Source organism: Pseudomonas putida, from assembly GCF_050990305.1.
GTDB lineage: Bacteria > Pseudomonadota > Gammaproteobacteria > Pseudomonadales > Pseudomonadaceae > Aquipseudomonas > Aquipseudomonas putida_AH.
The window spans coordinates 5,379,687-5,395,945 of the sequence record NZ_CP158817.1 but is presented as its reverse complement, the minus strand read 5'-3'; the positions used below and the strand labels follow the sequence as shown (position 1 = coordinate 5,395,945).

At 59.6% G+C, this 16,259-nt stretch carries 15 protein-coding genes; 12 read left to right on the top strand and 3 right to left on the bottom strand.

The window, feature by feature from the left end; translation table 11 throughout:
• Window positions 1–238 precede the first annotated feature (238 nt).
• The 4 genes from rpsP to rplS are packed head-to-tail and all read left to right on the top strand — an operon-like array spanning window position 239 to window position 2,183.
• Window positions 239–490 carry a 30S ribosomal protein S16 gene (gene rpsP, locus ABTV22_RS24445; protein WP_007972721.1) on the top strand — a complete coding sequence of 84 codons (252 nt, stop codon included), beginning with the start codon at window positions 239–241 and terminating at the stop codon, window positions 488–490.
• 5 nt (window positions 491–495) lie between these two features.
• Window positions 496–1,032: a ribosome maturation factor RimM gene (gene rimM, locus ABTV22_RS24440; protein ID WP_433736978.1), complete on the top strand. Its 537-nt coding sequence runs from the start codon at window positions 496–498 to the stop codon at window positions 1,030–1,032.
• A gap of 44 nt (window positions 1,033–1,076) precedes the next feature.
• Entirely contained in the window at window positions 1,077–1,787 is a 711-nt protein-coding gene (trmD, locus tag ABTV22_RS24435) for a tRNA (guanosine(37)-N1)-methyltransferase TrmD (RefSeq protein WP_433741498.1), read from the top strand.
• A 45-nt stretch (window positions 1,788–1,832) separates the two neighbouring features.
• Entirely contained in the window at window positions 1,833–2,183 is a 351-nt protein-coding gene (rplS, locus tag ABTV22_RS24430) for a 50S ribosomal protein L19 (RefSeq protein ID WP_003175895.1), read from the top strand.
• A 204-nt stretch (window positions 2,184–2,387) separates the two neighbouring features.
• Here rplS and ABTV22_RS24425 read toward each other — a convergent pair whose 3' ends face one another.
• Entirely contained in the window at window positions 2,388–4,196 is a 1,809-nt protein-coding gene (locus ABTV22_RS24425; protein WP_433736977.1) for a cation:proton antiporter, read from the bottom strand.
• A 108-nt stretch (window positions 4,197–4,304) separates the two neighbouring features.
• On the opposite strand from ABTV22_RS24425, the gene xerD reads away from it, so the two are divergent.
• The 5 genes from xerD (at window position 4,305) to ABTV22_RS24400 (ending at window position 9,583) form a co-directional block, all read left to right on the top strand.
• On the top strand, window positions 4,305–5,201 hold the full coding sequence (gene xerD / locus ABTV22_RS24420) for a site-specific tyrosine recombinase XerD (RefSeq protein WP_433736976.1): 897 nt from the start codon (window positions 4,305–4,307) through the stop codon (window positions 5,199–5,201).
• A gap of 168 nt (window positions 5,202–5,369) precedes the next feature.
• Complete coding sequence (locus ABTV22_RS24415) at window positions 5,370–6,101, top strand: DsbC family protein (protein WP_433736975.1); 732 nt, start codon at window positions 5,370–5,372, stop codon at window positions 6,099–6,101.
• A 132-nt stretch (window positions 6,102–6,233) separates the two neighbouring features.
• Complete coding sequence (locus ABTV22_RS24410) at window positions 6,234–7,538, top strand: homoserine dehydrogenase (protein ID WP_433736974.1); 1,305 nt, start codon at window positions 6,234–6,236, stop codon at window positions 7,536–7,538.
• 69 nt (window positions 7,539–7,607) lie between these two features.
• Window positions 7,608–9,017 (top strand): threonine synthase, encoded by a 1,410-nt coding sequence (thrC, locus tag ABTV22_RS24405; RefSeq protein WP_433736973.1) that lies wholly within the window; start codon window positions 7,608–7,610, stop codon window positions 9,015–9,017.
• Window positions 9,018–9,295: 278 nt separating this feature from the next.
• Window positions 9,296–9,583, top strand: a complete 288-nt coding sequence (locus ABTV22_RS24400; protein WP_433736972.1) for a DUF3509 domain-containing protein — start codon at window positions 9,296–9,298, stop codon at window positions 9,581–9,583.
• 170 nt (window positions 9,584–9,753) lie between these two features.
• Here the strand turns inward: ABTV22_RS24400 and ABTV22_RS24395 are convergent, their stop codons facing one another.
• Both ABTV22_RS24395 and ABTV22_RS24390 read right to left on the bottom strand, forming a co-directional pair.
• Window positions 9,754–10,722, bottom strand: a complete 969-nt coding sequence (locus ABTV22_RS24395) for a TIGR02285 family protein (protein ID WP_433736971.1) — start codon at window positions 10,720–10,722, stop codon at window positions 9,754–9,756.
• Window positions 10,676–11,875 (bottom strand): CaiB/BaiF CoA transferase family protein, encoded by a 1,200-nt coding sequence (locus tag ABTV22_RS24390; protein ID WP_433736970.1) that lies wholly within the window; start codon window positions 11,873–11,875, stop codon window positions 10,676–10,678. The genes ABTV22_RS24395 and ABTV22_RS24390 overlap by 47 nt, the downstream gene beginning before the upstream one ends.
• A gap of 148 nt (window positions 11,876–12,023) precedes the next feature.
• Between ABTV22_RS24390 and ABTV22_RS24385 the strand changes: the two genes are divergently transcribed.
• The 3 genes from ABTV22_RS24385 to ABTV22_RS24375 all read left to right on the top strand — a co-directional run bounded on the left by ABTV22_RS24385 (window position 12,024) and on the right by ABTV22_RS24375 (window position 16,234).
• On the top strand, window positions 12,024–12,566 hold the full coding sequence (locus ABTV22_RS24385; RefSeq protein WP_433736969.1) for a YaeQ family protein: 543 nt from the start codon (window positions 12,024–12,026) through the stop codon (window positions 12,564–12,566).
• 66 nt (window positions 12,567–12,632) lie between these two features.
• Window positions 12,633–14,342, top strand: a complete 1,710-nt coding sequence (gene recJ, locus ABTV22_RS24380) for a single-stranded-DNA-specific exonuclease RecJ (RefSeq protein ID WP_433736968.1) — start codon at window positions 12,633–12,635, stop codon at window positions 14,340–14,342.
• Window positions 14,343–15,127: 785 nt separating this feature from the next.
• The gene (locus ABTV22_RS24375; protein WP_433736967.1) at window positions 15,128–16,234 is read left to right on the top strand and encodes an NADH:flavin oxidoreductase/NADH oxidase; all 1,107 of its coding nucleotides are present in this window, start codon (window positions 15,128–15,130) and stop codon (window positions 16,232–16,234) included.
• The last annotated feature ends 25 nt before the right edge of the window (window positions 16,235–16,259 follow it).

Below are 16,259 nucleotides of genomic sequence, written 5' to 3'. Positions count from 1 at the left end.
GGTCGTCGCACCGGCGCAGTCCCGCATGGACGCGGGATCTACAGTAAACCCGCATTCGGCGGGAGCTGACCGGCCGTTTTCAACGACGGCTCTATAGCAAATCTACATGGCGACCGATAGGCCGCCGGAAAAAGTCATTTGCAAAAGTCCGGATATTCCTTAGAATATGCGGCCTTTCGGGCCCCCATGCCCGCTGTGCCTTTAGATTTGCAGCACCGACTACAGGAACGATGTTCACATGCTAACAATCCGTCTTGCCCTTGGCGGCTCCAAAAAGCGCCCGTTTTACCACCTGACCGTAACCGACAGCCGCAACCCGCGTGACGGTTCCCACAAAGAACAGGTTGGCTACTTCAACCCTGTTGCCCGTGGTCAGGAAGTTCGTCTGTCCGTGAACCAAGAGCGCGTAGCCTACTGGCTGAGCGTTGGTGCACAACCTTCTGAGCGCGTTGCTCAGTTGTTGAAGGAATCTGCCAAGGCTGCGGCCTGAGCAATATGAACGCGACGCCAGCTGTTGCTGATGATTTGATCGTTATCGGCAAGATTTATTCTGTTCACGGCGTTCGCGGCGAAGTGAAGGTGTATTCCTTTACTGATCCGATCAAAAACCTGCTGAACTACAAGGCCTGGACGCTCAAGCGTGACGGCAATGTAAAGCAGGTAGAGCTGGTCAGCGGACGCGGGAACGACAAGTTCCTGGTCGCAAAGCTCAAGGGTCTCGATGATCGTGAAGAAGCTCGTCTTCTGGCCGGTTATGAGATCTGCGTGCCGCGCAACCTGTTCCCTGAACTGACCGACGGCGAGTACTACTGGTACCAGCTGGAAGGTCTCAAGGTCATCGATACCCTCGGGCAACTGTTCGGGAAGATCGATCACCTGCTAGAGACCGGCTCGAACGATGTCATGGTGGTCAAGCCTTGCGCTGGCAGCCTGGATGATCGCGAACGCCTGTTGCCCTATACGGAGCAATGCGTGTTGGCTGTCGACCTGGCCGCAGGCGAGATGAAGGTAGATTGGGACGCGGATTTCTAAGCGTGGCTAACTTGCGCGTAGAAGTGATCAGTTTGTTTCCCGAGATGTTCTCTGCCATCAGCGAGTACGGCATCACCAGTCGGGCGGTGAAACAGGGGCTCTTGCAGCTCACCTGTTGGAATCCGCGAGACTACACGACGGATCGACATCACACTGTGGATGATCGCCCATTTGGCGGTGGTCCGGGCATGGTGATGAAGATCAAGCCCCTGGAAGATGCTCTGGTTCACGCCAAGGCAGCCGCCGGGGAGGGCGCGAAGGTGATCTACCTGTCGCCCCAAGGCCGTCAACTGACTCAGTCGGCGGTACGCGAGTTGGCGAATCTGGATGCATTGATCCTGATTGCCGGCCGCTATGAAGGCATTGACGAGCGTTTTATTGATGCTCATGTCGATGAAGAGTGGTCGATTGGCGACTATGTACTGTCTGGCGGCGAGCTGCCGGCGATGGTCCTGATCGATGCGGTTACACGACTGCTGCCTGGAGCTTTAGGGCATGCGGACTCCGCTGAGGAAGATTCCTTTACGGATGGTCTGCTGGATTGCCCGCACTACACCCGACCGGAGGTGTATGCGGATCAGCGTGTTCCCGACGTATTGCTAAGTGGCAATCACGCGCACATCCGGCGTTGGCGTTTACAGCAGTCCCTTGGTCGGACCTTTGAACGACGCGCCGATCTTCTGGAAAGCCGCTCGCTTTCTGGAGAAGAGAAGAAGCTGCTCGAGGAATACATCCGCGAGCGGGACGATAGTTAACAACGTATCGATGGTAGATCCGACGATTTACCTTAGGAGCACAGCATGACTAACAAAATCATCCTTGCACTCGAAGCAGAGCAGATGACCAAAGAGATCCCTACCTTTGCCCCGGGCGACACCATTGTCGTTCAGGTGAAAGTGAAGGAAGGCGACCGTTCGCGTCTGCAAGCGTTCGAAGGTGTTGTTATCGCCAAGCGTAACCGCGGCGTAAACAGTGCATTCACCGTTCGTAAAATCTCCAACGGTGTTGGCGTAGAGCGTACTTTCCAGACCTACTCCCCGCAAATCGACAGCATGGCTGTTAAGCGTCGCGGTGACGTACGTAAAGCCAAGCTGTACTACCTGCGCGACCTGTCGGGTAAAGCAGCTCGCATCAAGGAAAAACTGGCTTAAGTCCAGCTTCCGATGCAGAAAAAAGCAGCCTACGGGCTGCTTTTTTGTTGCCTGTGATTTGTTCCGGACTCCGATTTTCTGTCCGACTCAAAATCGGATCATGGCTATCGCGGGCAAGCCTCGCTCCTACAGGATTGTGTTGAACACGGCACCGCAAATCGACGCAATCCCGTAGGAGCAAGGCTTGCCCGCGATTGCGATTCATCAGGCGCTTTCGATCTGCGGCTGAATCAACGCCAGCAACGTCCAGCCTGCCGACGGCGTCAACATGCTGTCCGGCGTCACCACATGCACCCAGCCAGTCGCATCGCGCATGAACAGCAGTGTCGCGCGATCGCCGTGCAGCGCCCGGTAATCGTCCCAGTCGAAGCCATCTTTCAATGTCGTGGTGTACAACTCGGCACCCTGGCTCATTTGACTGGCGAACTTGCCATAGGTCAGCGCCTCGCTGCCCAGTTGATTGGCTCGATGCTCCAGGCTGGTACGGTGCTTGTCGGAGCGACGGCTTTCCTGGCCGCTGGTCAGCCCGAACATCCGCTGATGGCCAAACTCGTGACGAAACCGCATCAACGCCAGCGTATTCATTTCGCCAGACGGTGAAAGCGCCAGCAAATGCCCGATCCCCACCAGGTCCAGATGCGCATCAGCATGTTGTGAGGCTGGATTGCCGAAGTAGGTGGGCAAGCCCTCCATGCGTGCTGCCCGGATATTTTCCCAGCTTGAGTCGGTCAGCAAAACACGGGTATCCAGCTGTTGCAGTGCTTTACCGAGGGTGCGTGCGGGGCCATTCGCACCGATGATCAGAAAGCCGCTGGGCGCCGGCTCCGCGACCTTCAGCAGGCGCGCCAGCGGGCGTGCCGTTGCACTTTGCAGCACCACGGTGCCGATAATCACCGCAAAGGTCAGTGGCACCAGCAACAGCGCGCCATCGTGCCCGATCTCGTCCAGGCGAATGGCGAATACGGCGGACACCGCCGCGGCGACGATGCCGCGCGGGGCAATCCATGACAGCAGTGCCCGCTCACGCCAGCTCAGGCTTGAGCCGGCCGTGCAGAGCAGCACGTTCAAGGGGCGTGCGATGAACTGAATGATCAGCAGCAGAATCAGCACCAGCGGCCCGAGGGCGATCAGCGCCTTCAGGTCCAGCCGTGCCGCCAGCAATATGAACAGCCCGGAAATCAGCAGCACACTGAGGTTTTCCTTGAAGTGCAGGATGTGCCGCACGTCCACACCTTTCATGTTGGCCAGCCACATGCCCATCAGGGTCACCGCCAACAGGCCGGATTCATTCATCACCTCGCTGGAGGCAATGAAAATACCCAGAACAGCGGCCAGGGACGCCAGATTATGCAAGTACTCTGGCAGCCAGTGCCGTTGGATGATTTTTCCCAGTACCCAGCCCCCAGCAATGCCGAACGAACTGCCGCACAGAATCACACCGCCAAAGGTGAGCAGGCTCTGCGACAGGCCGCTGTCGTCGGCACTGGCGATGATGAAGCTGTAGACCACCACGGCCAGCAGGGCGCCAATGGGATCAATGACGATACCCTCCCAGCGCAGGATGCTGGCGATCGACGCTTTCGGACGCACGACTCGCAGCATCGGCACAATGACCGTCGGCCCGGTGACCAGCGTCAGGCTGCCGAACAGGGCGGCCAACATCCAGTCGAATCCCAACAACCAATGAGTGGCCAGGGCGATGACGATCCAGGTTGAGAGGGCGCCGAGAGTCACCAGGCGCCGGACCACGCTGCCGACCTCGCGCCATTCCGACAAATGCAGGGTCAGGCTGCCTTCGAAGAGGATCAACGCCACGGCGAGTGACACCAGTGGCATCAACAACGGGCCGAACATTTCCTCGGGATCGAGCAAGTGCAAGGCAGGCCCGACGAGAATACCGGTCAACAGCAGAAACAAAATGGCTGGCAATTTCAGGCGCCAGGCCAGCCATTGACAGCCCAACGCCGCCGCACCAATCCCCCCCAACGCCAACAAAATCTGCTGTTCGCTCATTACCGCTCCCTGTTCCTTGAAATAGCGCGCTATGAAAGACTAGCGGTCGTTTTTAACGTCCATGCTGATTTTTGTGCGCAGGTGTCAATCTGCGCGATTTGAGTGCCCATGCCTGCCATCGATCATCCCCTGATAGACCAATTTCTCGATGCCCTGTGGCTGGAGAAAGGCCTGTCCGATAACACCCGCGATGCCTATCGCAGCGACCTCGCCCTGTTCAACGGCTGGTTGCAGGAAAAAAATCTGGAGCTGGCCAGTGCCGGTCGGGAATTGATCCTCGATCACCTGGCCTGGCGCGTGGAGCAAAACTACAAGCCTCGCTCCACCGCTCGATTTCTCTCCGGTGTGCGGGGTTTCTATCGCTATTTGTTGCGGGAAAAGCTGATCGCTGTCGATCCGACCCTTCGCGTCGATATGCCGCAACTCGGCAGGCCGTTACCCAAATCCCTATCGGAAGCGGACGTCGAAGCCTTGCTGGCGGCACCGGATTTGAGCGAAGCGATTGGTCAGCGCGATCGAGCCATGCTTGAGGTGTTGTACGCCTGCGGTTTACGGGTGACAGAGTTGATCAGCCTGACCCTGGAGCAGGTCAACCTGCGCCAGGGTGTGTTGCGGGTGATGGGCAAGGGCAGCAAGGAGCGACTGGTGCCAATGGGGGAGGAGGCGATTGTCTGGGTCGAGCGCTACCTGCGCGATGGGCGTGGAGAGCTGCTCGGCGGGCGCCCCAGCGATGTGCTGTTCCCCAGTCAGCGGGGTGAACAGATGACTCGCCAGACCTTCTGGCACCGGATCAAACATCAGGCCAAGGTCGCGGGGATCGGCAAATCGCTGTCGCCGCACACCCTGCGTCATGCCTTTGCCACGCACCTGCTCAACCATGGCGCCGACTTGCGAGTGGTGCAGATGTTGCTCGGTCACAGCGACCTGTCGACCACGCAGATCTACACCCACGTCGCCCGGGCGCGCTTGCAGGATCTGCACGCCAAACACCACCCTCGCGGCTGAGTGAAGACCCTTGTGGGAGCGGGTTACCCCGAAGTCTTGCGACAGGCGCATTCTGCCCCCACGAGCCTTATGTGATAGGCTTTGCCGGTTTGCACGATGGACGGTTATGACCCGGTGTTTTGCTACCGGCGTTCTGATCGTGCCATTTGTCCGCCTTCAGGAGTTCTCATGCGTCTGACCCAGATTTTCGCCGCCGCTGCCATTGCGTTGGTCAGCACCTTTGCCGTCGCCGATGACGCGGCCGACAAAGCCATCCGTAAAAGCCTGGAAGACCTCCAGCTCGAAGTGCCGGTAGAAACCATCACCGCAAGTCCGCTGCCCGGCCTATACGAAGTCAAGCTCAAGGGCAGCCGCGTGCTGTATGCCAGTGCCGACGGCCAGTATGTGGTGCAGGGCTACATGTTCCAGCTCAAGGACGGCAAGCCGGTCAACCTGACCGAGAAGACCGAGCGCCTGGGTATTTCCAAGCTGATCAATGAGATTCCGGTCGCTGAAACCGTGGTGTATCCGGCCATTGGCGAAACCAAATCGCACATCACCGTGTTCACCGACACCACCTGCCCGTACTGCCACAAGCTGCACGCCGAAGTGCCGGAGCTGAACAAGCGCGGCATCGAAGTGCGTTATGTGGCATTCCCGCGCCAGGGCCTCGGCTCGCCGGGTGACGAGCAACTGCAAGCAGTGTGGTGCTCGAAAGACAAGAAAGCGGCCATGGATAAAATGGTCGAAGGCAAGGAAATCAAGGCCGCCAAGTGCGATAACCCGGTGTCCAAACAGTTCGCCATCGGTCAGTCGATCGGCGTGAACGGTACGCCGGCCATCGTTTTGGCCGACGGTCAGGTCATTCCGGGCTACCAGCCTGCGCCACAAGTCGCCAAACTGGCGCTGGGCGCGAAGTAAATTCGCATCGTCACGGCAAGCCATGACGATCATGGTCCGGCAGCAACATCGCCGGGCCATTAATAGAGAGCCGCGATCCTGCGGCTGTTTTCACGGCCGGCCTTGCGTCGGCCGTTTTATGGGGAGTTCACAGTGAAACCGGTCAAAGTAGGCATCTGTGGGTTAGGGACCGTCGGTGGCGGTACCTTCAACGTACTTCAGCGCAACGCCGAGGAAATTGCTCGTCGTGCCGGGCGTGGGATCGAAGTGGCGCAAATTGCCATTCGCACGCCAAAGCCTCAGTTCCAAACGACCGGTATTGCGATTACCAACGATGTCTTCGAAGTGGCCACGAACCCTGAGATCGACATCGTCATAGAGCTGATGGGCGGCTATACCGTTGCCCGCGAGCTGGTACTCAAGGCCATCGAGAATGGCAAGCATGTGGTCACCGCGAACAAGGCGCTCATCGCCGTTCACGGTAATGAAATTTTCGCCAAGGCCCGTGAGAAGGGCGTGATCGTTGCGTTCGAAGCGGCCGTGGCCGGCGGCATTCCGGTGATCAAGGCGATCCGTGAAGGTCTGTCCGCTAACCGCATCAACTGGGTTGCTGGCATCATCAACGGCACCGGCAACTTCATTCTCACGGAAATGCGCGAGAAGGGTCGCACCTTCGAAGACGTGTTGGCCGAGGCCCAGGCACTGGGTTACGCCGAGGCCGATCCGACCTTCGACGTCGAAGGCATCGACGCCGCGCACAAACTGACGATCCTGGCGTCCATCGCATTCGGTATTCCGCTGCAATTCGACAAGGCTTACACCGAAGGCATCACCAAGCTGACCACCGCTGACGTGAACTACGCCGAAGCATTGGGCTACCGCATCAAGCACCTGGGCGTGGCGCGCAGCACCGCATCCGGTATCGAACTGCGCGTACACCCGACGCTGATTCCGGCCGATCGCCTGATCGCCAACGTCAACGGCGTGATGAACGCGGTGATGGTCAACGGCGACGCCGCCGGTTCGACCCTGTTCTACGGCGCCGGCGCCGGCATGGAACCGACCGCTTCGTCGGTGATCGCCGATCTGGTGGACGTGGTTCGCGCCATGACCTCCGACCCGGAAAACCGCGTACCGCACCTGGCCTTCCAGCCGGACTCGCTGTCGGCGCATCCGATCCTGCCGATCGAAGCCTGTGAAAGCGCCTACTACCTGCGCATTCAGGCCAAGGACCATCCGGGTGTACTGGCTCAGGTGGCGAGCATCCTGTCCGAGCGCGGGATCAACATCGAGTCGATCATGCAGAAGGAAGTCGAGGAACACGACGGCCTGGTGCCGATGATCCTGCTGACCCACCGCGTGCTGGAGCAGCACATCAATGATGCGATCGCCGCCCTGGAAGCCTTGGCGGGTGTGGTCGGTCCGGTGGTACGGATTCGCGTCGAGCACCTGAACTAAGCCGTTATCGTTCACCGGGCGTCGTAACAGGCGCCCGGCACTACGAACACTGTCCCAATGGAGTCAGTCATGCGTTACATCAGTACCCGCGGCCAGGCACCGGCCCTGAATTTCGAAGACGTCCTGCTGGCTGGCCTTGCCACCGACGGCGGTTTGTACGTCCCGGAAAACCTGCCACGCTTCACCCAGGAAGAAATCGCTTCCTGGGCCGGCCTGCCGTATCACGAGTTGGCTTTCCGCGTCATGCGCCCGTTCGTTACCGGCAGCATCCCTGATGCCGATTTCAAGAAGATCCTGGAAGAAACCTACGGCGTATTCGCCCACAACGCCGTGGCGCCGCTGCGTCAGCTGAACGGCAATGAATGGGTGCTGGAGCTGTTCCACGGCCCGACCCTGGCGTTCAAGGATTTCGCCCTGCAATTGCTCGGTCGCCTGCTCGACTACGTGCTGGAAAAGCGCGGTGAGCGCGTGGTGATCGTCGGCGCCACTTCCGGTGACACCGGTTCGGCTGCCATCGAAGGCTGCAAGCACTGCGAAAACGTCGACATCTTCATCCTTCACCCGCACAACCGCGTGTCTGAAGTACAGCGTCGGCAGATGACCACCATTTTCGGTGAGAACATCCACAACATCGCCATCGAAGGCAACTTCGATGACTGCCAGGAAATGGTCAAGGCGAGCTTCGCTGACCAGGGCTTCCTCAAGGGCACTCGCCTGGTGGCAGTGAACTCGATCAACTGGGCGCGGATCATGGCCCAGATCGTTTACTACTTCCACGCGGCCCTGCAACTGGGCGGTCCGGCGCGTTCGGTGGCGTTCTCGGTACCGACCGGCAACTTCGGCGACATCTTCGCCGGTTACCTGGCACGCAACATGGGCTTGCCGATCAACCAGTTGATCGTCGCCACCAACCGCAACGACATCCTGCACCGCTTCATGAGCGGCAATCAGTACGTCAAGGAAACCCTGCACGCCACCCTGTCGCCGTCCATGGACATCATGGTGTCGTCGAACTTCGAGCGTCTGCTGTTTGACCTGCACGGTCGCAATGGTGCGGCGATTGCCGGGCTGATGGACAGCTTCAAGCAGGGCGGTGGTTTCAGCGTCGAGCAAGAGCGCTGGACCGAAGCACGCAAACTGTTCGACTCGCTGGCTGTCGATGACGCACAAACCTGCGAAACCATCGCCGAGGTCTACGAGCAAACCGGTGAAGTGCTGGACCCGCATACTGCCATTGGCGTCAAGGCCGCACGGGAATGCCGCCGCAGCCTGGATATTCCGATGGTGATCCTCGGCACGGCCCATCCGGTCAAATTCCCGGATGCCGTGGAAAAAGCCGGTGTAGGAAAAGCGCTGGAGCTTCCTGTGCATCTTTGCGATCTGTTTGAGCGGGAAGAGCGTTGCACCGTGCTGCCGAATGACCTGAAAGCGGTACAGGCCTTCGTCAGCCAGCACGGCAATCGCGGCAAACCGTTGTAAATCAGACACCACCCTCCTGTAGGAGCAAGGCTTGCCCGCGATGGCGATCTCAAGGTCGCCATCGCGGGCAAGCCTTGCTCCTACAGGGGCACACCCTTCCTACCCGACAAACGCAACACCTCTGTTTTTTCCCTGTCATCTTCGCCATGCATGCTCAATCGACCAGAGACACAGGTCTGCCTGCACTCGGCATTCAGAACTTTCTTCTCGGGCTGGCGGTCATCTACTGTAGACACGCCCCAGACACTTCGTTTTCGGACTATTGAGTGGTGATCGAGATGGAAAGTATCAGTCTCTTGCTCGGTGAGGCTCTGAGCCCGTACCAAGTGACATTGACCCCGTCAGGCCTTCACGGCGAATGCCGGGTGACATTGAGCAATACGAGCGGCATCAAGGTGGTCGAGCGCGAGTTCAATCAGGCGCAGTTGACGGACAAGCGTTCACTGACCGATGTGGTCGATGGCTTGCACCGCGATGTGCTGATCGCCGAAGGACGCCTGGAGCCCTGTGTGATCGCGGCTTTACGCAATGCCGCCCAGGACAAGCTGATCGCCAGCCGAAATTGAATTTTCATTTGTGGGAACCTTCCTGCACCCACGTCAGTCAGACCCATTAACAGCAGGATCAAGCATTGTGCTCCGGTGCTTGTAGCTTGCTGCTACGGGTCTTTAGACAGGCCACGTTTAACCCCGAGTCGTTTCCCCACTTCTCGGGGTTTCTTTTTGCCTGGGATTTGTCAGTGCTTGGCCTGCTCCTCGAAAAACTGCCTTGAAGCTTCCAGGTATTCGCTGCGACTTTGCGGGTCAAGCCAGGCAGCGTAAGCCTCGCTAAGGTCATCACGAGGCAGGGCGCGCAACAGGTGATTGATCTCGAGGATTGCCTTTCGGCCTTGAGGGGTATCGGTACAGCCGATGTAACCGGACAGATACTTGCCAGTGCCGCGAATCGGGTAGAACAGCAATTCATCTTCGGCGATCCCGTGCTGCTCGGCCTGATAGCGGATTTCCGGTCGATAGCCCAACAGCAGTTGCAAGCGTCCGAGGCGTTGCATCTGCAACAGGCTGCCCAAGGCATCGTTGCCGTAATGGAGCGTCAGGACCTTGGGTGGTGCTTGTTTGAGCAGCGCATCGAGGAACTCGCCATAGTTGCGTTCGGCAACGATGCCCATGCTGACACTGCCCGTGGCGAGCAGGGCCGCCAGGTCTACCTCGCCGTCCTTGATGAAGGGTGTCAGAACGTCGCGATCAGCGCGCTTGACCGCCAAGCCATTGCTCATGGCACGAAAGACAGGAATGGAGAATGCAATCCAGCTTTCGCGCTCCTTGCTCCAGTTCAGTGCCGCATCGCAAACAAGGGCGGATTCGTGGAGCATCTGCAAGCCGCGCGCACGATTGACCTTCATCACGCTGTGTTGGTACTGCGGCATGCTGGCGATCAACCGTGATAACAACTGATCGATGACCCCCTGGCCTTTTTTCGGTCCGTCGAAAATGAACAGGGGCGGCAGATCACGCTTCAGCCAGAGCAGGGATTCCTTGGATTGGGCTGACGCGGGAGAGGCCAGAAAACTGATCAGCAGCATGCCCGCCAACGCGCACAATATCCGCCCGTTTAGGGGTGGGCGGTATGTGGGGCGCTGCGCAGGCAGACGTTTCAGCTCAGATGGCTCCGTCTTTGCGCAGCTGTGTGATCTGCGACGCATCATAGCCAAGTTCCTGGAGTACCTGAGCGTTGTGCTCGCCCAGTTGCGGCCCGACCCATTCACAATCACCGGGTGTCTCAGAGAGTTTCGGCACGATGCCCGGCATCTTGAAGTCTTTGCCATCGGGCAGCTTGGCCTGCAAGAACATTTCCCGGGCGAGGTACTGCGGATCGCTGAACATGTCTTCGGCGCTGAAGATTCGGCTGGCCGGTACATCGGCCTGATTCAGGTGCGTAAGAACCGCGTCCAGCGGCAATGAATTGACCCAGCGATCGATGACCCCGTAGAGCTCGTCGCGACGACTGTCACGCCCGTCGTTGCTGGCCAGCACCGGATCATTGGCCAGGTCTTCGCGGCCGATGATCAGCATGAAGCGTTTGAAGATCGCATCGCCATTGGCGCCGATTTGCACATGTTTGCCATCGGCGCTGGTGTGGATCGAGGAAGGGGTGATACCGGGCATGATGTTGCCGGTGCGTTCGCGGATGAATCCGAATAAGTCGAACTCCGGCACCATGCTTTCCATCATCGCGAAAATCGCTTCATACAGCGCCACGTCCACCACTTGCCCCTGGCCCCCATTGACCTCGCGGTGACGCAACGCCATCAGCGCGCCAATCACGCCCCACAGCGCGGCGATAGAGTCACCGATGGAAATGCCGGTGCGCACCGGTGGCCGGTCTTCGAACCCGGTAATGTAGCGCAAGCCGCCCATGGACTCGCCGACGGCACCGAAACCCGGCTGATCCTTCATCGGGCCAGTCTGGCCGAAGCCCGACAGACGGACCATCACCAGTTTCGGGTTGAGTGCATGCAAGGTTTCCCAGCCCAGGCCCAGTTTTTCCAGCACGCCGGGGCGGAAGTTTTCGATCAGGATATCCGCTTCACCCAGCAGTTTTTTGAGGATCGCCAAGCCTTCGGGGTGTTTCAGGTTCAGGGTCAGGGATTTTTTGTTGCGCGCCTGCACGAACCACCACAGCGAAGTACCTTCATACAACTTGCGCCATTTGCGCAGCGGATCGCCACCGTCCGGGGATTCAATCTTGATCACCTCGGCACCGAATTCAGCGCAGATGCGCGAGGCAAACGGGCCGGCAATCAAGGTGCCCAATTCAATGACTTTCAGACCTGAGAGCGGTTTGGCGGTGAGCGACATACGGGATCCTGTAGGACAAGAGACTGTGCGAATGCAGACTTTTAACATAGCCGACTGTCAGGCGCCCAAGGTAGATCGCCATCAATTCGATGATTGCCTGTCGCATCGGTTAGACTTGCCGCCTTTCCCCGTATCAAGAAGCCCGTTCATGGCCCAGCCGTCCACGACCTACAAGTTTGAACTGAACCTGACCGACCTCGACCGCAGCATCTACGAGAGCGTCAAGCAGACCATCGCCCGTCACCCTTCGGAAACCGAAGAGCGCATGACCGTGCGCCTCCTGGCCTACGCCCTCTGGTACAACGAGCAGCTGTCTTTTGGCCGTGGTCTGTCAGAAGTGGATGAACCGGCCTTGTGGGAAAAAAGCCTGGATGACCGTGTCCTGCACTGGATCGAAGTCGGTCAGCCGGATGCCGAGCGCCTGACCTGGTGTTCGCGCCGCACCGAGCGCACCAGCCTGCTGGCCTACGGCAGCCTGCGCGTCTGGGAAGGCAAAGTCATTCCGGCCATCAAAACCCTGAAAAACGTCAACATCGCCGCGGTGCCGCAGGACGTCCTGGAAACCCTGGCCAAAGACATGCCCCGCGTTATCAAGTGGGACGTGATGATCAGCGAAGGAACGATCTTCGTCACCGACGACCGCGGTCAGCACGAAGTCCAGCTGCAGTGGCTGGCGGGCGAGCGCGGCTGATCGCTCGCATTCGCCGCGTGTCATGCGGTTTTATCCCCTGTACTTGAGAGAAGCACCTGTCACCCCATGCGTATCGAACCTCGTCTGCTGCCCGAAACTTTGCCATTCCTCGGTGATATTCCACCGCTGCTGACCCGATTGTATGCCGCGCGGGGGGTGCAGTCCGAAGCCGAACTGGACAAGAGCCTGGCGCGGTTGATTCCGTTCCAGCAGCTCAAGGGTATCGAGGCGGCGGTGGATTTGTTGGTGGTGGCGCTGGAGCAGCGGCAGCGGATCCTGATCGTTGGCGACTTCGACGCCGACGGCGCGACGGCCAGTACTGTAGGCACGCTGGGTCTGCGATTGCTGGGGGCGGCGCATGTCGACTACCTGGTGCCCAACCGCTTCGACTATGGCTACGGCCTGACGCCGGAAATCGTCGCGGTGGCGCTGGAGCGCCAGCCACAGCTGTTGATCACTGTGGACAACGGCATCTCCAGCGTCGAAGGCGTGGCGGCGGCGAAAAAGGCCGGGCTCAACGTCCTGGTCACCGATCACCACTTGCCCGGCGATGAACTACCGCTGGCCGATGCCATCGTCAACCCGAACCAGCCCGGCTGCGAGTTCCCGAGCAAGGCGCTGGCCGGTGTCGGGGTGATTTTCTATGTGCTGATGGCCTTGCGCGCACGCTTGCGTAGCCTGGGCTGGTACGAAACCCGGCCTCAACCGAACATCGGCGAATTGCTCGATCTGGTGGCGCTCGGCAGTGTGGCCGATGTGGTGCCGCTGGATGCCAATAACCGGATTCTGGTGCATCAGGGCCTGGAGCGGATTCGTGCCGGACGAGCGCGACCGGGGATCAAGGCGATTCTGGAAGTGGCCAAGCGTGACCATGCACGCATCACCTCGACCGATCTGGGGTTTATCGTGGGTCCGCGCCTCAACGCGGCGGGGCGCCTGGATGACATGAGTCTGGGTATCGAATGCCTGCTTACCGAAGATGCCGGCCTGGCCCGGGAAATGGCCGCGCAATTGGACGGCATGAACCAGGATCGCAAATCCATCGAACAGGGCATGCAGCGTGAAGCGATGGCTCAGCTCAAGGATCTGCCGGTGGAATCGATGCCGTTCGGTTTATGCCTGTTCGATCCCGAGTGGCACCAGGGGGTCATCGGTATCCTGGCTTCGCGCATGAAAGAGCGCTATTTCCGTCCAACCATTGCCTTTGCCGATGCGGGGGATGGCTTGCTCAAGGGCTCAGGACGTTCAGTGCAAGGCTTTCATATCCGTGATGCGCTGAGCGTGGTGGCGGCGCAACATCCGAATCTGATCACCAAATACGGTGGCCACGCCATGGCTGCTGGCCTGACGTTGCCGGAAGCGAATTTCCCGCTGTTCGCCGAAGCCTTCGATGCCGAAGTGCGTCGCCAGCTGCGCGAAGAAGACCTGACCGGGCGCCTGCTGTCGGACGGTACTTTGGCGGTCGAAGAGTTTCACCTGGAACTGGCCCGCGCGCTGCGTCATGCCGGTCCTTGGGGGCAGCACTTTCCGGAGCCGCTGTTTCACGGGGTGTTCCAACTGGTCGAACAGCGCGTGGTGGGTGAGCGGCACTTGAAGGTAGTGCTCAGAAGTGAGTGCGGCTCGGTCAAGCTCGATGGCATTGCCTTTGGCATCGACCGTGACATCTGGCCGAATCCGACCATCAAGTGGGTGGAGTTGGCCTACAAGCTCGACGTCAACGAATTTCGTGGCAACGAGACGGTGCAACTGATGATTGCCCACATCGAACCGCGTTGACCCCTTCGCGGGCGAGCCTCGCTCCTACGGATACCGGTGACTCCTTCGCGGGCAAGTCTCGCGCCTACGGATATCGGTGACTCCTTCGCGGGCGAGCCTCGCTCCTACGGATATCGGTGAGCCCTTCGCGGGCAAGCCTCGCTCCTACGGATACCGGTGACTCCTTCGCGGGCGAGCCTCGCTCCTACGGATACCGGTGAGCCTTTCGCGGGCGAGCCTCGCTCCTACGGATATCGGTGACTCCTTCGCGGGCGAGCCTCGCTCCTACGGATACCGGTGAGCCTTTCGCGGGCGAGCCTCGCTCCTACGGATATCGGTGACCCCTTCGCGGGCAAGCCTCGCTCCTACGGATACCGGTGACCCCTTTGCGGGCGAGCCTCGCTTCTACGGATATCGGTGACCCCTTTGCGGGCTAGCCTCGCGCCTACGGATACCGGTGACCCCTTTGCGGGCGAGCCTCGCTTCTACGGATATCGGTGACCCCTTTGCGGGCTAGCCTCGCGCCTACGGATATCGGTGACCCTTCGCGGGCGAGCCTCGCTCCTACGGATATCGGTGACCCGTAGGAGCGAGGCTTGCCCGCGAAAGCAATTTCCCAGGCACCTGATCCCTCGGAACCCTCCATTGTCCCCCGATGTCGACTAGGCTCTAAGCACTGCTTGATTTTCCTTGTGACGTCTTGTCCAATTTTTTGCCCGCGGGGGCGGGTGCTGTGCCTTTTTCCTGTCACTCGTCGACTTTCAATCAGAACCCTGGAGCCTGACCACTGATTCGAGAGGTGCCCCATGAGTCTGCTGCTTGAACCCTACACCCTTCGCCAACTGACCCTGCTCAACCGCATTGCGGTATCACCGATGTGCCAGTATTCCAGTGTCGATGGCCTGGCCAATGACTGGCACCTGGTCCACCTCGGCAGCCGTGCCATCGGCGGGGCAGGGCTGGTATTCACCGAAGCCACGGCGGTCACCGCCGATGGTCGCATCACCGCGCAAGACCTTGGTCTGTGGAACGATGAACAGATCGAACCCCTGCAACGCATCACCCGTTTCATTGCCGCTCAGGGCGGCGTGGCCGGTATCCAACTGGCCCATGCGGGGCGCAAGGCCAGCACCTATCGGCCTTGGTTGGGCAAACATGGCAGTGTGAAACCTGCAGACGGCGGTTGGCTGCCGGTCGGTCCGTCACCGATTGCTTTCGACCCGGAACACACCAAACCCAAGCAACTTGAAGAAGGCGAAATCGCCGAGGTCATCCAGGCGTTCGTCGACGCTGCCAAGCGCGCACTCACAGCTGGATTCAAAGTGGTGGAAGTGCACGCAGCCCATGGCTACCTGCTGCATCAGTTTCTGTCGCCCCTGAGTAATCAGCGGCGTGACCAGTATGGCGGTTCATTCGAAAATCGTATCCGACTGGTGTTGCAAGTCACTGAGGCGGTGCGGGCGGTGTGGCCGCAGGAGTTACCGCTGTTCGTCCGGGTTTCGGCCACCGACTGGGTGGAGGACGGCTGGAACCCTGATGAAACCGTCGAACTGGCACGGCGTCTTAAAACCTTGGGTGTAGACCTGATCGATGTTTCGTCGGGCGGTACTGCCGTCAACGCAGAAATTCCAACCGGGCCCGGTTACCAGACTCGTTTTGCCGAGCGCGTGCGCAAGGAGGCGGAGATTGCCACCGGCACCGTCGGCATGATTACCGAGCCGGCACAGGCCGAGCATATTCTGCGCACCTGCCAGGCGGACATCATCTTCCTGGCTCGCGAGTTGTTGCGCGACCCGTATTGGCCACTGCACGCAGACGACGACCTCGGTGGTCGCAAGGCCGTGTGGCCAGCGCAATATCAACGGGCGACCCACCGTGATCAGCCCATCCACGAATCGGATCTACGCGACTGAGCGTAGCGATATTACCCCTGTGTAG